This is a genomic window from Actinomycetota bacterium (genome assembly GCA_035640355.1).
Classification (GTDB): Bacteria; Actinomycetota; UBA4738; order UBA4738; family HRBIN12; genus CALGFI01.
Map to the genome: position 1 here is coordinate 34,400 of DASQWI010000008.1, position 16,032 is coordinate 50,431.

The 16,032-nt window shown below is 66.6% G+C and carries 12 protein-coding genes; 10 read left to right on the forward strand and 2 right to left on the reverse strand.

What is annotated here, in order from left to right:
- Positions 1–98: 98 nt before the first annotated feature.
- Positions 99–572, reverse strand: coding sequence for a PssD/Cps14F family polysaccharide biosynthesis glycosyltransferase (gene pssD, locus VFA08_04330; protein ID HYZ12816.1), 474 nt, complete (start codon positions 570–572; stop codon positions 99–101).
- Positions 569–2,320 (reverse strand): polysaccharide biosynthesis tyrosine autokinase, encoded by a 1,752-nt coding sequence (locus VFA08_04335; GenBank protein HYZ12817.1) that lies wholly within the window; start codon positions 2,318–2,320, stop codon positions 569–571. The genes pssD and VFA08_04335 overlap by 4 nt, the downstream gene beginning before the upstream one ends.
- Positions 2,321–2,608: 288 nt before the next feature.
- On the opposite strand from VFA08_04335, the gene VFA08_04340 reads away from it, so the two are divergent.
- The 10 genes from VFA08_04340 (at position 2,609) to groES (ending at position 15,943) form a co-directional block, all read left to right on the forward strand.
- Positions 2,609–3,520 carry a sulfotransferase gene (locus tag VFA08_04340; protein HYZ12818.1) on the forward strand — a complete coding sequence of 304 codons (912 nt, stop codon included), beginning with the start codon at positions 2,609–2,611 and terminating at the stop codon, positions 3,518–3,520.
- Positions 3,517–4,464 carry a glycosyltransferase family A protein gene (locus tag VFA08_04345; GenBank protein HYZ12819.1) on the forward strand — a complete coding sequence of 316 codons (948 nt, stop codon included), beginning with the start codon at positions 3,517–3,519 and terminating at the stop codon, positions 4,462–4,464. Before VFA08_04340 ends, VFA08_04345 begins: the two co-directional genes overlap by 4 nt.
- Positions 4,464–5,759 carry a hypothetical protein gene (locus VFA08_04350; protein HYZ12820.1) on the forward strand — a complete coding sequence of 432 codons (1,296 nt, stop codon included), beginning with the start codon at positions 4,464–4,466 and terminating at the stop codon, positions 5,757–5,759. The genes VFA08_04345 and VFA08_04350 overlap by 1 nt, the downstream gene beginning before the upstream one ends.
- A 50-nt stretch (positions 5,760–5,809) precedes the next feature.
- Positions 5,810–6,982: a hypothetical protein gene (locus tag VFA08_04355; GenBank protein HYZ12821.1), complete on the forward strand. Its 1,173-nt coding sequence runs from the start codon at positions 5,810–5,812 to the stop codon at positions 6,980–6,982.
- The gene (locus tag VFA08_04360) at positions 6,979–7,839 is read left to right on the forward strand and encodes a sulfotransferase domain-containing protein (GenBank protein HYZ12822.1); all 861 of its coding nucleotides are present in this window, start codon (positions 6,979–6,981) and stop codon (positions 7,837–7,839) included. Before VFA08_04355 ends, VFA08_04360 begins: the two co-directional genes overlap by 4 nt.
- On the forward strand, positions 7,836–9,416 hold the full coding sequence (locus tag VFA08_04365) for a polysaccharide biosynthesis C-terminal domain-containing protein (GenBank protein HYZ12823.1): 1,581 nt from the start codon (positions 7,836–7,838) through the stop codon (positions 9,414–9,416). The genes VFA08_04360 and VFA08_04365 overlap by 4 nt, the downstream gene beginning before the upstream one ends.
- 77 nt (positions 9,417–9,493) lie before the next feature.
- Complete coding sequence (locus VFA08_04370) at positions 9,494–12,268, forward strand: fibronectin type III domain-containing protein (protein HYZ12824.1); 2,775 nt, start codon at positions 9,494–9,496, stop codon at positions 12,266–12,268.
- A 64-nt stretch (positions 12,269–12,332) separates the two neighbouring features.
- On the forward strand, positions 12,333–13,316 hold the full coding sequence (locus VFA08_04375; GenBank protein ID HYZ12825.1) for a beta-1,6-N-acetylglucosaminyltransferase: 984 nt from the start codon (positions 12,333–12,335) through the stop codon (positions 13,314–13,316).
- Positions 13,317–13,364: 48 nt separating this feature from the next.
- Complete coding sequence (locus tag VFA08_04380) at positions 13,365–15,533, forward strand: metallophosphoesterase (protein HYZ12826.1); 2,169 nt, start codon at positions 13,365–13,367, stop codon at positions 15,531–15,533.
- 110 nt (positions 15,534–15,643) lie between these two features.
- Positions 15,644–15,943 carry a co-chaperone GroES gene (gene groES, locus VFA08_04385; GenBank protein ID HYZ12827.1) on the forward strand — a complete coding sequence of 100 codons (300 nt, stop codon included), beginning with the start codon at positions 15,644–15,646 and terminating at the stop codon, positions 15,941–15,943.
- The last annotated feature ends 89 nt before the right edge of the window (positions 15,944–16,032 follow it).

The following is a 16,032-nucleotide window of genomic DNA, read 5'->3' on the forward strand; positions in this document are numbered from 1 at the left end:
CGGCCCACGCATCCACCCACCGAACAAGCCGATCGAACGGGTGGTGGTCCGTTCCGACCGTCACGACGACCAGCGGCCGCTCGGCGTCAGCCGCATCACTAGACGAGCGCACCAACCACCTGGCCCCGAGGGAAGAATCGCGCCTGCTCCTCCGACTGCAGGGCGAACAGGTCGCTGAGCGGATAGCAGAGCCTCGCAGTGAGCGACGGGGCGTCGATGCGATCGAATACCTCGATGTAGATCGTCCTCGCCCCGAAGAGTCGAGCGAGCACGAAGAACGGCACCGCGACGCCTGCGCCCGTGGACACGATCGCTCGCGGGCGGTACCGGCGGAACACCCGCAAGGCGAGGACCGCGTTCCGAATCAGGTTGTGAACGTTCCGCGTAGTGGGGTGGTGCGCGGGCACGACAGCTTCGCGCTCGAGCAGCGAACGGGCGTCATCCGTGTCGAACGTGACCCACACGCGGCGGAAGCGTTCCCACCAAGGCTGCAAGTTGTAGAGCTGCGCGAGGTGGCCGCCCGACGAGCACACGAGGACGACGGTGGGAGGGCCACCGTCCGGGTGATTCACCACTTTCCGCGTCGGGATCTCGCCGGCTTGGCGGTCCAACGCTTGCTCTGACTGGTCGAAGACTTCGTGGCTGTCGACGACTTCGTGGCTCTCGACGATTTCGTGGCTGTCGACGACGCACCCACCGTCGTCGCCTTCGCGCCGGGCTCGTCAGTGTTGGTTGCGCTCGAGACCGCTTCTCGTCTACGTCGGGACGAACCGTTCTCCTCGGTGTATTCGTAACCGTAGCGGTACTCAGCAAGCCGCGATGGCGAGACGTTGTTTAGGACGCCCCCCTCGATGACGGCGCCGACCTGGACGAGGTGGTCGACGCTGTGTCGGATCGCGGTTTGGGTCGTCCGCTCGGCCTCCGCGACGACGAGGAGGCCGTCCACCAGAGGCGCGACCACGAGCGTGTCGGCGAGCCCGAGGATTGGCGGAAGATCGACGATGACGAAGTCGAACGCTTCGCGTGCGCGTTTCAGGAGCTCCGCTAACCTTGGCGATTCCAGCAACTCAGCCGGCTGCGAGGTCGGCGATCCGCTCGGCACGACGCGAAGGTTGTCGCCCGCCTTCCTCGCGGCGCTCTCGAACGACGCGTTGCCGGCAAGGAGATCGCTCAGTCCCGGCTCGTCGTCGAGCGCGAAATACCGATGCAGCTTGGGCCTGCGCAGGTCGGCCGAGAGCGCCAGGACATTCTGGCCGGTCTGCGCCAGCGCCGCCGCGAGGTTCGACGCCGTCGTCGTCTTGCCCTCGCCCATCGCGGCGCCCGTGACGCCGATCACTCGGATGCCTTGCTGTCGTCCTCTCGCCATGATGCTCGTGCGGAGCGTTCGGTAGGCCTCGGCCGCGGGGCTTCGGGGCTGCTTTTCGAGGACGACGTAGGGTGCACGACGCAGGTTGCGCCCCGCCATGCGCGGAATGATGGCGGCCGTCGGCGCTCCGAGCGCAGCCTCGAGATCCGTTCGGCCCCGGATCCGATCATCCGTTCGCTCGCGTACGAAGGCGGCGCCGACGCCGACGAAGCCGCCAAGGAAGAATCCGATGGCGAGGTTGATCACGTGGTTGGGGCTCGGCTCCGCGGCGTCCGACGTGGCGGGGAGGATCACCTCGCCGGGATCGACCGTCAACGGGATCTCCGTCAGCTGTATGGACAGGCTGGCGATCCGCTGGTTGAGGAGGTCCCGGCGCTGGCGAGCGTTGCGGTACTCGATCGTTCCTGGGTCTGTGGCGTTGATGTCCTCGTTGTACTGGTCCCGCTCTATCTGGAGCTCCTCCATCAAATCGGTCAATTCCGCTCGCTCGTCGTCCAACTTGTCTTCTGCCCGCTCACGCCGGTAGGAGAGGTACGCACGGGCGAACGCATTCGCCGTCCTCGCGGCGTCCCGCCTCGTGGGCGCCGTGTAGGAGACATCGAGAACGAGCGAGTCGGGAGTGGCTTCGACGGACACGTTCTCCATCAGCTCGGGAGAGGTCAGCGTGGTGCCGAGATCGTCGCGAACGCGCGCGGCGATGATTGCCGACTCGACGAGCGTGGCCTCGGTTTCCATGCTGACCAGCTGGTCAGGGCGAAGACCCGACGAACTCGAACCCGGGTCGACGAGGATCTGCCCCTCGGCCGTGTACGCGACCGGAAGAGAGAACGTGTACACGCCCGCCAGGACAACCACGAGGAGGGCGATCGTGGTGATCAGCCGCCAGCGATGCCGAAGGACCTCCCCGTAGATCCGAAGGTCAACGGCATCGTCGGACGAGGATCTGTCGGTCACCCTGCCTCCCAACGGATGCCCGCTTGATTGCGGACTGCCCGCTGATCGCGAATACCCGTCATTACCCGTGAATTGCTGCGCACATAACCTAGAGCACGCCTCGCCCGAGCGCGACGGAGCGGCCGCGGCCACCCAGGCGCGGGCGACGCACGCCCCGCGTCTGATGAACCCTCTCCGTGTTCACAGCTTCGTCGGGAAGGGTAGGGTGCCGTTGCCGGGGGAAACAAGCGTCGAAAGGTGGGATCCTCGTCGGATACGGCTGTTGACGTCGCATATATAGGCGGGACGATGCGGAGCGGCAGCACGCTCCTCCATCGGATGCTGAGCCGCGTTCCGGGGTTCGTCTCGGTTGGCGAGGTCGTTCACCTCTGGGAACGCGGTGTTGCGGGCAATGAGCTCTGCGGTTGCGGGGCACCATTCCACGACTGTCCGTTCTGGACCGAGGTCGGGACGCGCGCGTTCGGCGGCTGGGATCGGCTCGACCCGTTGGAGGTCCGGGGACTCCAACGGACGGTCGACCGGACGAGATACATCCCATTGCTGCTCGCCGGTCGTAGCCGGGCACGCGGCTATGGACGCACGCTGGACCGCTACGCCGATGTGCTTTCTCTGCTCTTTTCGGCGATCCGCGCTGTCTCGGGGGCCGACGTCATCGTCGACTCGTCGAAGCACGCCTCGACAGCGTTCGTCCTGCGACGAGTGCCCGCCGTCCGTCTGCACGTCGTCCATCTCGTCCGTGACAGCCACGGCGTCGCGTTCTCGCTGACGAGGCAGGTAGCCAGGCCGGAGGTCACGACCGCCCCGACGTACATGCCGACCACAACACCCTTTCGTTCCGGTCTCGAGTGGCTCATCGTGAACGGACTTTTCCATGCGCTCCGTGCCACCGGCGTTTCCACGACGTTCCTCAAATATGAGTCCCTCGTGCGCAATCCGGAGGCAGAGATCGAGCGGATCGTTGGCGCGCTCGGGAAGCGGGCGAACGTCCCAACCGACACGGTCGTTCGTAACGGGGTCGTGGAGTTCGCCCCGGATCACACAGTGTCGGGCAATCCCATGCGCTTCGCCGTCGGAGAGGTCGCCCTTCACCCGGACGACACGTGGCAGCGGAGCATGCCTCGCGGTGATCGGATCGTGACGACGGCCGTCACGTGGCCGTTGCTCGCCAGGTACGGATACCCACTGGTGAGCCGACGATGAATACGCCGTCGCGTGCGGCTCCGACACGGGCCCACTGGCCTGGCGTCTCCGTCGTCGTGCCGACGCGCGATCGACCGAATCTTGTCGTTCGCGCGGTCCAGGCGATCTTCGCGCAGCGGTACGAAGGGCCGATCGAGGTTCTCGTCGTGTTCGACCAATCCGAACCACGACCGCTCGAGGTGGCCTCGCAAGCGGATCGGACTATCCGGGTCATCGAGAACGGACGAAGCTCCGGTCTTGCCGGTGCTCGGAACACCGGCATCCTCGCCGCCCACAACGAGCTCGTGGCGTTCTGCGACGACGACGACGAGTGGTTCCCCGACAAGCTGCATACGCAGGTGGAGCGCTTCGTCGGCCGCCCCACCGCGACCGCCATAACGACCGGCGTCATCGTCGAGTTCCATGGCCACATGACGAAACGGACGGCGCCCGCGGAACTGGTGACGTTCGACATGCTGCTCGGGTCCAGGATCATGGAGCTCCACCCGTCGACGTTCCTGGCGCGGCGTCGCGATCTCGTCGAGAACGATGGGCTCGTGGACGAGCACATCCCTGGTGGATACGGAGAGGACTACGAATGGCTCCTGAGGCGAGCACGTCGCGGTCCGGTCGTCGCGGTCCGCCGTCCGCTCGCGCGCATCCACTGGGATGGATCGTCGTGGTTCGGCGGCCGCTGGGACACGATCGTCGACGCGTTGTTGTACCTCCTGGAGCGGTATCCGGAGTTCTCGCGGTCACGACGAGGCCTCGCGCGGCTTCGCGGCCAGATCGCGTTCGCGCACGCGGCCGCCCAACGACCGACCGAGGCGAGACGCTGGGCCTGGCAAGCGCTCCGCGCGAACCCGTTCGACCGTCGAGCGTTCGCCGCAGTCGCCGTCTCGACGGGCGTGGTCTCGGCTCGAACGATCCTCGACGCTGCCCACCGATACGGTCGGGGTGTCTGATGGAAACGGCGATCCAGGCCCCAACCGTTCGCCGGCCTGCCCTGCCTGCGGGGTGGCCGATCTACGCAGTTATCCTCGGCCTGCCGCTCTGGTGGATCTTGGGGATCGCCGCGTTCGTCTGGCCGGTCTTCGCCGTCCCCATGCTGTTCTGGCTGCTTCGTCGTGGGGCCGTCGTCGTCCCTCGCGGCTTCCTCGTCTGGGTTGCATTCCTCGGCTGGGCCCTCGCATCCTCGACGCAGCTGGTCGGGACCGGTAGGACGATCGGCTACGTTTGGCGCACGAGCCTGTACCTGTCGGCGACGATCTTCCTCCTGTACGTGTTCAACCTTTCGAGGGAACGGCTCCCCGCTCGCCGCCTAGCGATGCTCCTCGCTGCGTTCTGGGGAATCGTCGTCGCAGGTGGTTATCTCGCCGTCCTCGCGCCGACGTTCTCCGTCACCAGCCTCGCGGAGCGGATGTTGCCGGAGTCCCTTCGAAGCGACGCCTTCTTGCAGACCATCATTCATCCCGCCGCTGCCCAGATCCATGACTTCCTCGGCTATGCCGTAGCGCGACCTGCAGCCCCGTTCACCTACACGAACGATTGGGGATCGACGTTCGGTCTGTTGATCCCGTTCGTGATTCTTGCCTGGAACAGGCGCCCATCACCGGGCGCTCGCAGCCTGCTCGCGGTGTTGGCGGTGGCGTCGGTGGTTCCCGTGGTCTTCTCGCTCAACCGCGGTCTATGGATAAGCCTCGGTATCGGTCTGTTGTACGCGGCGGTGCGACTGGCCTTCGCGGGTCGCGAACGAGCCGTCGTCGCGCTCATCGGTGTAATTCTTGTGGTGGGGAGCCTGTTGATCCTCACGCCCCTAAAGGACCTCATCGACGCCCGTCTCCAGATCGGACACAGCAACGAGCGCCGCGCGATGCTCTATGAGGAAGCCGGCCGCTCCGCGCTCGAGTCTCCACTGCTGGGGTACGCGGCACCGCTGCCGTCGAAATGGAATCCCAATGCACCGCCTGTCGGAACGCAGGGATTGCTCTGGACGGTGCTGGTCTCGCACGGGTTCGTGGGTGCGGTTCTGTTCGTCGCGTGGTTCCTGTATGCGCTGTGGCGAACGCGATCGGTTCGGAACGACGTGCGGTTCTGGTGCCACGTCATGTTGTTGATCGCCATCATCCAGCTCGTGGTCTACGACATGCTCCCGACCCAGCTGCACATCATGATGATCGGGATCGCCATGGCGATGCGCGAGACGTCGTCTGCGGAGGAAACGCCGGCTCCCGAGCTCGTGAACGCCGACTACCAGTGAACGGGTCCGCCCCGCTCGCGAGGCGCCGCCCGCCGACCGACGTAGCTCGGTTGCTCGACGCGGTCTGGCCCGGGTGCACCATCATCCCGGGCAACGCGGAGAGCGACCGTCCGCGTGTGGCCGCGCTGAAGGCGCTGCCGAGCGCGAGGAACGTTCGACTGCTGGTTCCGGCACACTCGCGTCGCGCCGCATCCACGGCGCTTCGTCAATTCAACGACGGCATGACGCAGCCGGCTCGCGTGCGAAAGGCGTTGGTCGGGGCGGCGCTCGCCACTCCGTTGGCGACGCTGATCGGGACACGACTCGACGTGCTCGTGGGCGACGCGGCGACTTCGTCGCCGGTTGTCGACGAGATCCGTAGGGTCTTCGACGGGAACCACGTTGAGATCGCGGTGTTCGTCGGCGAGCGGCTCCGTCCGAACCGCAAGCCCGTCCTCCAGATCCTCTCGGAGCGAGGCGACGTGCTCGGTTACGCGAAGGTTGGATGGGATGCGCTTACCAAACGGCTCGTGTCGAACGAGGCCGACACCTTGCGCTCGTTCCTGTCGTCCCCGCCGGCGACCTTCCGCGTTCCCCGCATCCTCCACCAGGCCGATGTGGGCGGCGCGCATCTCACCGTTCTTTCGCCGCTCCGGCATGCGTTGCTCCGACGGGAGAGCCTCGGCGCCACTCCGCCGATCGGCGCGGTGCGAGAGATCGCGTTCCGGACTGGGCGTGTCGTGGAGCCGCTGTCGCGCAGTACGTACGAACGGGCGGTCCGTGATCGCATCGAGGCGCTCGACGACGAGGAACGGCGCTCGATCCTGGTTCGACGGTTCGACACCCTCATCGACGCCTCCACCGACGGCGACGTGGCGTTCGGGTCGTGGCACGGCGACTGGACGCCGTGGAACATGGCGCGAACTCGGACGGGTCTAGACGTCTGGGACTGGGAGCGGAGCGGGGGGAGCGTCCCGGTCGGGCTCGACGTGCTTCACCACCGCTTCCTTTTCCGGTGGCGAGACGGCGTGGACGCGAACTCGCTGGCGTCCGACACGCTGGATGCATCGCGCACGACGCTCGGCCGCCTCGGCCTCGATCACGCCGACCAACGCCGACTCCTATCCCTCTATCTCTTCGAACTGTTGCTGCGGTTGGAGGAAGGGCGTGACGCCGGCCGTGCCGTTCCGCGAGCGTTCGCCTCGCTCGAGCATGCGCTTGACTCGCATACGGTTCGGCCATGACCGACGTGAAACGGCGCGCTCTGTCCGCGGTTCGACGCGCCGCCCACGTCTACGAGATTTCGACGGCGACGGCGAGGCTGCTGCCTTCATTTCTGATCATCGGCGCCGAACGAGCCGGGACCACGTCGCTGTATCGGTACCTGGGGCGTCATCCACAGGTCATGACTGTGACGCTCCGTCGCAAGGGAGCTCACTACTTCGACACCAACTTCGGGAACAGTGTGCGTTGGTACCGATCGCACTTCCCGACGGAGTGGGCCGTCCGTCGGCGCGCCCGGCGTGTCGGCCACGTCGTGACCGGTGAGGCGTGTCCGTACTACGTGTTCCACCCGCTCGTGCCGGAGCGGGTTCGGTCGCTGCTTCCCGACGCCCGGCTGATCCTCATGCTGCGGGACCCGGTCTCACGCGCGTACTCGCACTTCCGCCACGAGGTGGCACGCGGTTTCGAGCATCTCGCGTTCGAGGACGCGCTTCAGGTGGAGCCGACGCGGCTCGAAGGTGAAGACGAGCGGATGCGGAGCGATCCGCAGTACGTGAGCTTCCCCCATCAGCACTTCTCCTATTTGGCGCGCGGCCGCTATCTGGAGCAGGTGAAGCGATGGCACGCGCTCTTCCCCACGGAGCAGCTCCTGGTCGTCGACTCCGGCACGTTCTTCGCGGATCCCGACAAGGGCTTCCGGGAGGTCGAGCGCTTCCTCGGCATCGCCGAGCTCTCGTACCGCGAGTACCCCCGGCTCAACGCACGATCTGGCGCGGAGATGGCCCCGGCGACGCTCGAGCGCCTACGCGAACATTTTGCCGAGCCGAACCGGCGTCTCGAGGAATATCTCGGGCGCGCGTTCTCGTGGGGCACGTGACGTCTTCGGGAGGCACGTCCGAACGTGTTCAGCCAACCGCCGATCCGTACCTGACGACGTTCGCTCGGGGTGGTGCCGGAAGTCTCGTCGGCGTTGTCGCGTCGGCGCTGTTCGGTCTGGCGCTCGTGTTCGTCGTGACACGCTCGTTCACTCGCGCGGAGGTAGGTGCATTCTTCGAGACCGTGGCTCTCTTCTCACTCGCCACGACCTTCTCCGTGTGGGGCGCCGACATCGGCCTCGTTCGAACGATCCCGCGGTTCGTCGTTCTCGACCGAAGCGAACACGTCAGCCCGATCGTCCAGATCGCTGTGGGGAGTGTCTTGGCGATCGCGGCGGTCCTCGCGGCCGCGATGGCCGCGCTCGCGGGGCCGCTGTCCGAACTCATCACGAGCGGCGTGGCGCAGACGGCCGTCGAGCCCCTCATCCGGGCGGTGTCGCCGTTCGTGCCCGTGGCGGCGGTTTTCGCCGTCGTCCTCGCAGCGACGCGTGGGCTGGGGCGTATGGGTCCCACCAACGTGATCGACCGGTCAGGGCGCGCCGCGGCTCAGCCGATCTTGGCGCTCGGGGTCGCGGCCCTAGGCCTAGGAACGGTCGCGCTCGTCGTCGCGTGGGCCCTGCCGTACGCGATCGGTTGTCTCGTCGCCGGCCTTTGGCTGACCCGAGTGCCGAAGGGAACACCGGCCCAGGTGCCGACAGCCACCCCGCGCGCCGGCCGTGCTCTCTTCGCCGAATTCTGGCGGTTCGCGGCGCCGCGAGGCCTCGCGGGCCTCTTCGCCGTCGCCGTGCTGTGGCTGGACACGCTGCTCATCGGCGCGCTGCGGTCAACGCAGGAGGCCGGCGTGTACGCAGCGGCCACGAGGTTCCTCGTTTTCGGAGGATTCGCGGCTCAAGCCGTCATCCAGGCGATGGGGCCGATGCTGAGCGAGCTGCTCGCGCGGCGCGAACATCACGCTGCCGCCGCTGTGTACCGCATCGGAACGGCGTGGTCGATAGCGCTCGGATGGCCCGTCTACCTCATGCTGGCGATCTTCGCCCCCACGCTGGTCTCGGTGCTCGGTCCGGGTTACGTGGGGGCCGGGGACGCCCTGATGATCCTCGCGGTCGCCATGCTCTTCGGCTCGGGCGTGGGACCGGTCGACATCGCGCTCCTGATGGCGGGGAAGAGCAGCTGGAATTTGCTGAACACCGCCGTCGCGGTCGGCGTCAACGTGGTTTTGAACCTTCTCCTCATCCCGCGCTTCGGCATCACGGGCGCGGCGATCGCCTGGGCCGCCAGCATCGTGGTCAACAATCTCGTCCCCCTGATCCAGGTCCACGGTCTCGTCGGCCTCCACCCCGTCGGCGTGGCGACAGTCTCGGTGGGCCTGACCGCGATCGTGGTGTTCGGCGTGATACCGGTCGCACTGCGGCTTGTCCTAGCCTCTGACGGGTTCGCCCTCGCTGTGGCCGCTGTGGTCGGGGTACTCCTGTACCTCCCGGCGCTGTGGAGGCTCCGGCGCACGCTTGCGCTCGATCGGCTCGCCGGCTCCGTGAACGTGGGGTGGTTGCGGCGCCTCGGGGGCGTGCACTCACCGTGAACATAAGTGCTCGGGAGGGGGTAACCTTGCATAAGGTAGGGCGTTTAGGGGAGGGCGTGTGTGGTAGGGCTATTCCAATGGTAGGGAGGGTTGGGCGCCGGGCGGTAGCGATCATCGCCGTCATTGCCCCTGTTGTCACGCTCGCTCTGCCGGCGACTGCCGTCAACGTCGCGCACTCGGTCGTCGTGAGTGCGGACCCGGTCAACTTCACGCCTCATATCGTCTCTGGTCAGGTCAACGCGATCGTCCAGATCGGCAGTCGCGTGATCGTCGGTGGCGATTTCACTGCCGTTCGTCAAACCGCGAACGGCGCCGACATCGCCCGCAGTCACATCTTCGCTTTCAACGCTTCTACGGGCGCGATCGACACTGGCTTCGCACCGAACCTCGACGGATCGGTGCTCGCGCTCGCGGCAGCGCCCGACGGCAACGTCTTCGCCGGGGGGAACTTCAACAACGTCAACGGTGCGCCCTCTCGCAAGCTCGTCAAGCTGAACGTCACCAACGGCCAGCGGGTGTCGTCGTTCTCCGCGACGGCCGACGGCCGTGTGCGCGAGCTCATCGTTCGAGGAAGTCTCCTTTACGTCGGAGGTGCGTTCACGCGGCTCGCCGGAGCGCCGAGGGGGAACCTGGGTGCGGTCAACGTTTCGAGCGGTGCGATCGACGGCAACCTGAACCTGCCGATCACCGTCGCGCGCAAGGCGGGGACGACCGCGTCTCTGTATTCGATGGACATCTCGCCGGACGGCAGGAAGCTCGTTGCCATCGGCAACTTCACCAGGATCGGCGGAGTCGAGCGGTGGCAGGCCGGCATGATCGACCTGGGCACGTCTCCGGCGACGGTCGCGAACTGGGAGACCGACGGGTTCCGGCCCGACTGCCTGATCAGCGCGTTCGACACGTACATGCGCGACGTCGATTTCTCGCCGAACGGCTCGTACTTCGTGATCGTCACGACCGGCGCGTTCTTCGGGGGAGCGAACAGCGGGACGCTGTGCGACACGGCGACGCGCTGGGAGACCTCGGCGACGGGCCTCAACCTCACTCCGACGTGGCGGGATTACACGGGTGGCGACACGCTGTCGGCGGTCGCCGTCACCGGGACGGCGGTTTACGTCGGTGGCCACCAGCGTTGGATGAACAACCCGTTCGCGGGTGATACGGCAGGCCCGGGGGCGGTGTCGCGGCCCGGCATCGCGGCACTCGATCCGGTGAACGGCGTGCCGTTCTCGTGGAACCCCGGCCGCGCGCGCGGCGTCGGCGTTTTCGCCTTGTACTCCACACCGGCAGGGCTGTGGATGGGGAGCGATACGGACTTGGTAGCCGGCGAAGTCCATCGCAAGCTCGCGATGTTCCCGACCGCAGGCGGCAAGAACATCCCGGCGAACGCCGTCTACAACCTCCCATCAACGTTGTACAACGCCCCGCAGAGGACGGGCGCCGTGAACTTCCTCGACCGTCGGTCGTTCGACGGAACGACCGCCGGTTCGCGCGGGCAGCTGCAGACGCCCGGGATCGATTGGAGCGCGACACGCGGCGCCGTCATCATCAACGGCGTCCTGTATCACGGAACGAGCGGCGGTCAGCTCATCGCACGGTCCTTCGATGGCACCACCGTGGGCCCGGCACAGGCGGTCAACCTGAACGGCGTGAACAACTTCCCGCTGGCGAACGTGACGGGAATGTTCTTCGACGCCGGTCGGGGACGCCTGTACTTCACAGTCGCTGGTGACGCCAACCTGTACTGGCGATGGTTCACCCCCGAGAGTCGCATCGTCGGCGCCGAGCGGTTCGCCGCCGGGGGAGGCGTGAACTGGGCGACCGCGAGCGGCGTCACCATGGCGAGCGGCAAGATCTTCTTCGCCAGGACCGACGGCAACCTGTACGCAGTGAACTTCGTGAACGGCGTCCCCAGCGGCGCGCCCACGGTCGTCTCGCCGGCGAGCGCCGGATACAACTGGTCGTCTCGAGGCATGTTCCTGTTCGGGCCCGCGACCGGCGGCGGTGACACGACGCCTCCAACCCCGCCAGGAAAGCCGAGCGGAGTGAGCAATTCGCCCGGGACGATCGACCTGACCTGGGCAGGCTCGACCGACGCCGTCAGCACGACGCTTGCGTACCACGTGGTCCGTGACGGCACGCAGGTCGGAACCGTCAACAGCGGTCAAAGCCCCGTTACGTTCCGGGACACCGGCCTGGCCGGTGGCAGCACACACACCTACCGCGTCGTCGCCGAGGATGCGGCAGGCAACGACAGTTCACCCAGCCCGACGTCGGACCCGATCGTGGTTCAGAGCGGCGCGGGACCGATCTTCGCGGACGACTTCTCCACGGGGAACTTCTCGAAATGGACCTCCGTCACGAGGCTCACGATCGACGCTTCACGGGGTGATCCGTCGCCGCCGAGCGCTCGGGGCGAGGTGAGCGCGATCAGCGGGTTCGCTACGAAGTCTCTCGGTTCGACGTTTGGCGACGCCTGCATGAGCGTTCGAGTCAACCCGTCGAGCCTCGGAAGCACGGCCTCCCTTCTTCGGTTGAGGACCGCGGCCAACGGCCCGATCGCCCGGGTCTACACGGCGACGACCGGTGTCCTGTGGATACGCTCGGACGTTTCCGCTGAACAGCGATCCTCCGGTGTGGCGATGACGATGAACGCGTGGAACCGCGTGGAGCTGTGCGGAACCGTATCGCCCGGGTCGTGGTCCCTCTACCTGAACGGAAACCGGATCGTCACCGGATGGGCGGCCAATACCGGAACGACGCCGATCGGGATGGTTCACATCGGCGACGCCGGAGCTTCCACATGGACGATGAACTTCGACGACGTCGTCGTGGACAGGTCACCCGGATAGGCGCCTCGCCGAGGGGGGCGCCCCCTCCGGCAACTCGCGCGGACGCCGCTCGCGCATTCGTGCGATGACCAAGATCGCCTTCCTCGTCTGCTCCCATACCAATCCCGACCAGGTGGCGAGGCTCGTCCGGCTCCTGAGCGCGCATGATGGAGCGTCATCTGTCGTCGTTGACCACAGTGAGTACGACAGCCACCTGGATCGAGGACGGCTCGCACGACTACCGGGTGTCCGCATTCTCGACCGCCGCCATCCCGTCGAGTGGGGGGACTTTTCGTTCATCGACATCATCCTGGGGGACGTCCGATGGGTCATGGACAACGTTGACTTCGATTGGCTCATCGTCCTTTCCGGCCAGGACTACGCGATCCGACCATTGCCGGATATCGAGGCGTTCCTCGCCTCGACCCCGTACGACGGCTTCGTCTCCGGATCGCCGGTCGAGAGTTTGAAGCCGCGAAGCGCTCGGGAGGCGCGACGTCGCTACTACTATCGCTACTTTCGCGTTCCGGGGCTGCCGTCTGTGATTGCTCGTCGCCTACACGCGTGGGCCTCCGCAAGCGGTCGCACCGATGCCCTCTCGAAGCGACTGACTCCCGTGACGGTGAAGGCTCTCCCTGACGGAAGCGTCGTTTACGTGGGGTTCCGGCGGATCCGGACGCCGTTCACGCCGGCGTTCCCTTGCTACCGCGGTGGATTCTGGATCACGTTGTCGGCCAAAGCCGTCGCGGCCGTCGATCGCTTCGTCCAGGAGAATCCGAAGTACGTCCGATACTACCGGCGGACTCGGGTTCCGGATGAGTCGTTCTTCAACACGATCTTGTTGAACGACCCGACCCTCAATATCTGTCGAGACGATCGGCGGTACGTCCGATTTCCTCCACATCGCTCCCCGCGTCCAGACGTCCTCTCCATCGAAGACCTGGAGCCGATGCTCGCGTCAGGCAAGGACTTCGCCCGGAAGTTCGACACGCGCATCGACGGCGCGATCCTGGACGCGCTCGACGAACGGGTCCATCGCATCGGCGTGTCCGTACCGGAGATCACGTAGCGTGCACCCGTCGCGGCTCCAGCTGTTCGGATGTATCGGATCGGACGCGTGAGCGTGGGAGGGCGATCCGGCCGACGCCGCCGGGCGGCCGCGTTCCGGATCGGCGTCGCCACAGTGCTGTGCGCGGTCGTTCTCACCGTTCCCGCAGTTCCCTCGACCGCGGTTGGGGCATGTGGTCGTTCGAACCGCCTTACCGTCTGCGTCTCGGCGCCTTCGGGCGAGCTAACCGGCGACGTGCCGATCGCGGTGTCGGTGAGTTCGGTCGGCGACGTCAAGGAGATGATCTTCCAGTGGGGTCCGGCGACGACTTCGACGACCCAGCTGCTTACCGACTACGCGTCGCCGTTCGAGTTTACGTGGCGCACCGACCAATACTTGGACGCGACGGCGTTCCTGAACGTGCGCGTCAAGCGGTTCAACGACTCGGTGGGCGCTCCGGTGTCGCTGCGACTCACGCTCGAGAACGGGAACGACACGATCGTCCCGCAGAACCCGCGCGATTGGCAGGACGTCTTCGAGCCGCGTTCGTTCACTGGCGATCCCGTGATTGCGGCCGTCGGAGACGGCGGTGACGGCACCGCACGCGCCGACGACGTCGCTGCGTCGATCCTCGCGTCCGATGCCGCCACGCTGCTTTACCTCGGAGACCTCTATGAACGCGGCACGCCGGCAGAGCTCGATGAGAACTACGGTCGGGCGGCGTTCGAGCCTGGTGGTGGAACGGCGTGGGGGGCGCTCGCGTGGTTCACTCGGCCGACGCTCGGGAATCATGAGGCCGCCAACGTCGGTGCCTGGCGCAACTACTGGCGCGGACGGCCCAACTGGGAGACGTTCGTCTTCGGGGGCGTTCGGTTCCTAAACCTGAACAGCGAGTGCTACCTCATCGGGGGATGCGGTCCCGGGAGCGCGCAATACGCGTTCGTGCAAAGCGTCCTGGCGTCAAACGAGCTCGACTGCGTGATTGCGTACTGGCATCGACCAGTACTGAGCTCGGTCGAGGACAACACGACGATGCGGCCGATCTGGGCGTTGCTCGCCGACAACGGCGGCGACCTCGTGCTGAACGGACACACGCACGAGATGGAGGCCTACGCACCGCTGAACGCGTCGCTCGAGGCGGGGAAGCCCGGATCCCACATGGTCGAGCTCGTAGCCGGTTCGGGTGGCCACTATCTCACCGGCGGTTCGAACGCCGACGCCCGGGCCGTCTGGCGGGCTACGAAGGTCCCCGGCGCGCTGTACATCACGGCTCACGATGGCGCGAGTGGCTCGGCCACAGGGCTCGCGTGGCAGTTCCGTGATGGAAACGGCCAGATCGTCGTCGGAACGGATGGGCAGGGCGTGGGATCGGTCGATTGTGCCGCCGAGCCGGACACGACGGCGCCCACGGTTCCTGGCAGGCCCTCCGGCGTCAGCAACGCCGCGGGCACGATCGATCTAAGCTGGGCGGCGTCGACGGACGACCGGGCCGGCGTGCTGACGTACTCCGTCTACCGCGACGGCGCCGCCGATGCCGTCGCCACGGTAACGAGCTCCTCGGCAACGACCGTCTCGTTCCGTGACGCGGGCCTGGCACCGGGAAGCATCCACACGTACGAGGTGAGCGCGAGCGACGGTCTCAAATCGAGCGAGCGAAGTATGCCGTCGGACCCCATCACCGTATCGTCGTCACCGATCGTGTTCTCCGACGACTTCTCATCCGGGACGTTCTCGCGATGGAGCGACACCAGCGGCCTGGCGATCGATCACACGAGCGGTGGGACGGCGCCGCCGAGCGCTCGAGCGCAGGCCGCCGGCACGAGAGCGTGGGCCGCCAAGAACCTCGGCTCGACGCACTCGAGCCTGTGCCATTCGATGCGCGTGAATCTGTCGTCGATCGGCGCGAACAGCGTGGCGCTCGCGCGGTTGCGGACCGCCGCTGATGGCCCGGTGGCTCGCGTGTACGTCAGCGCCAGCCGCGTCCTGTGGATCCGGTCCGACGTCTCCGGAGCCCAGCTCTCGTCAGGACGTTCGTTACCGGCGGGGTGGAACACGCTCGAGCTCTGCGCGGGCGTTGGGTCGTCGGGGAGCGTGCGCCTGTCACTCAACGGCTCGACGATCGCCGGCCCGTGGACCGCGAACCTCGGTACCACACCGATAGGCCGGGTGCAGATCGGCGACACCGCCCTGTTCACCTGGACGGCGAACTTCGACGACATCGTCGTGACCTCGTCATAGCCGCGTTGACCCCTGGCAGTCGCGTGGCTATCCTGTTAGCACTCATAGCGGGGGAGTGCTAACCGGCGGCGGCCGGCCGGCACGAGAGACACGCAAGGAGGAGGACGGGTATGGCCAAGCAGTTCAACCTGAAGCCGCTGGAGGACCGCATCGTGGTCCAGCCGAGCGAGGAGGAGGAGACCACGACCTCGGGCATCGTGATCCCGGACACCGCGAAGGAGAAGCCCCAGGAGGGCAGCGTCGTGGCCGTCGGACCGGGTCGTTTCGAGGACGGGAACCGGGTTCCGCTCGACGTCTCTGTCGGCGACAAGGTGATCTACAGCAAGTACGGCGGCACAGAGGTCAAGGTCGAGGGCGAGGAGTACCTGATCCTGTCGGCCCGCGACGTTCTCGCCGTCCTCAGCAAGTAACGAACACGGCGATCGTTCCGGCGGGGGCTCGGGCGCGAGGATGCGCCGGGCCCCCGACGTACGTAACGACCTTTTGAACGGGAGGTTCC

What these genes read in the sequence shown, in the direction of transcription:
- VFA08_04340 (HYZ12818.1), top strand. Translation starts at nt 2,609, where the DNA reads ATGCGGAGCGGCAGCACGCTCCTCCATCGGATGCTGAGCCGCGTTCCG.
- groES (HYZ12827.1), top strand. Translation starts at nt 15,644, where the DNA reads ATGGCCAAGCAGTTCAACCTGAAGCCGCTGGAGGACCGCATCGTGGTC.
- VFA08_04375 (HYZ12825.1), top strand. Translation starts at nt 12,333, where the DNA reads ATGACCAAGATCGCCTTCCTCGTCTGCTCCCATACCAATCCCGACCAG.
- VFA08_04370 (HYZ12824.1), top strand. Translation starts at nt 9,494, where the DNA reads ATGGTAGGGAGGGTTGGGCGCCGGGCGGTAGCGATCATCGCCGTCATT.
- VFA08_04345 (HYZ12819.1), top strand. Translation starts at nt 3,517, where the DNA reads ATGAATACGCCGTCGCGTGCGGCTCCGACACGGGCCCACTGGCCTGGC.
- VFA08_04350 (HYZ12820.1), top strand. Translation starts at nt 4,464, where the DNA reads ATGGAAACGGCGATCCAGGCCCCAACCGTTCGCCGGCCTGCCCTGCCT.
- VFA08_04360 (HYZ12822.1), top strand. Translation starts at nt 6,979, where the DNA reads ATGACCGACGTGAAACGGCGCGCTCTGTCCGCGGTTCGACGCGCCGCC.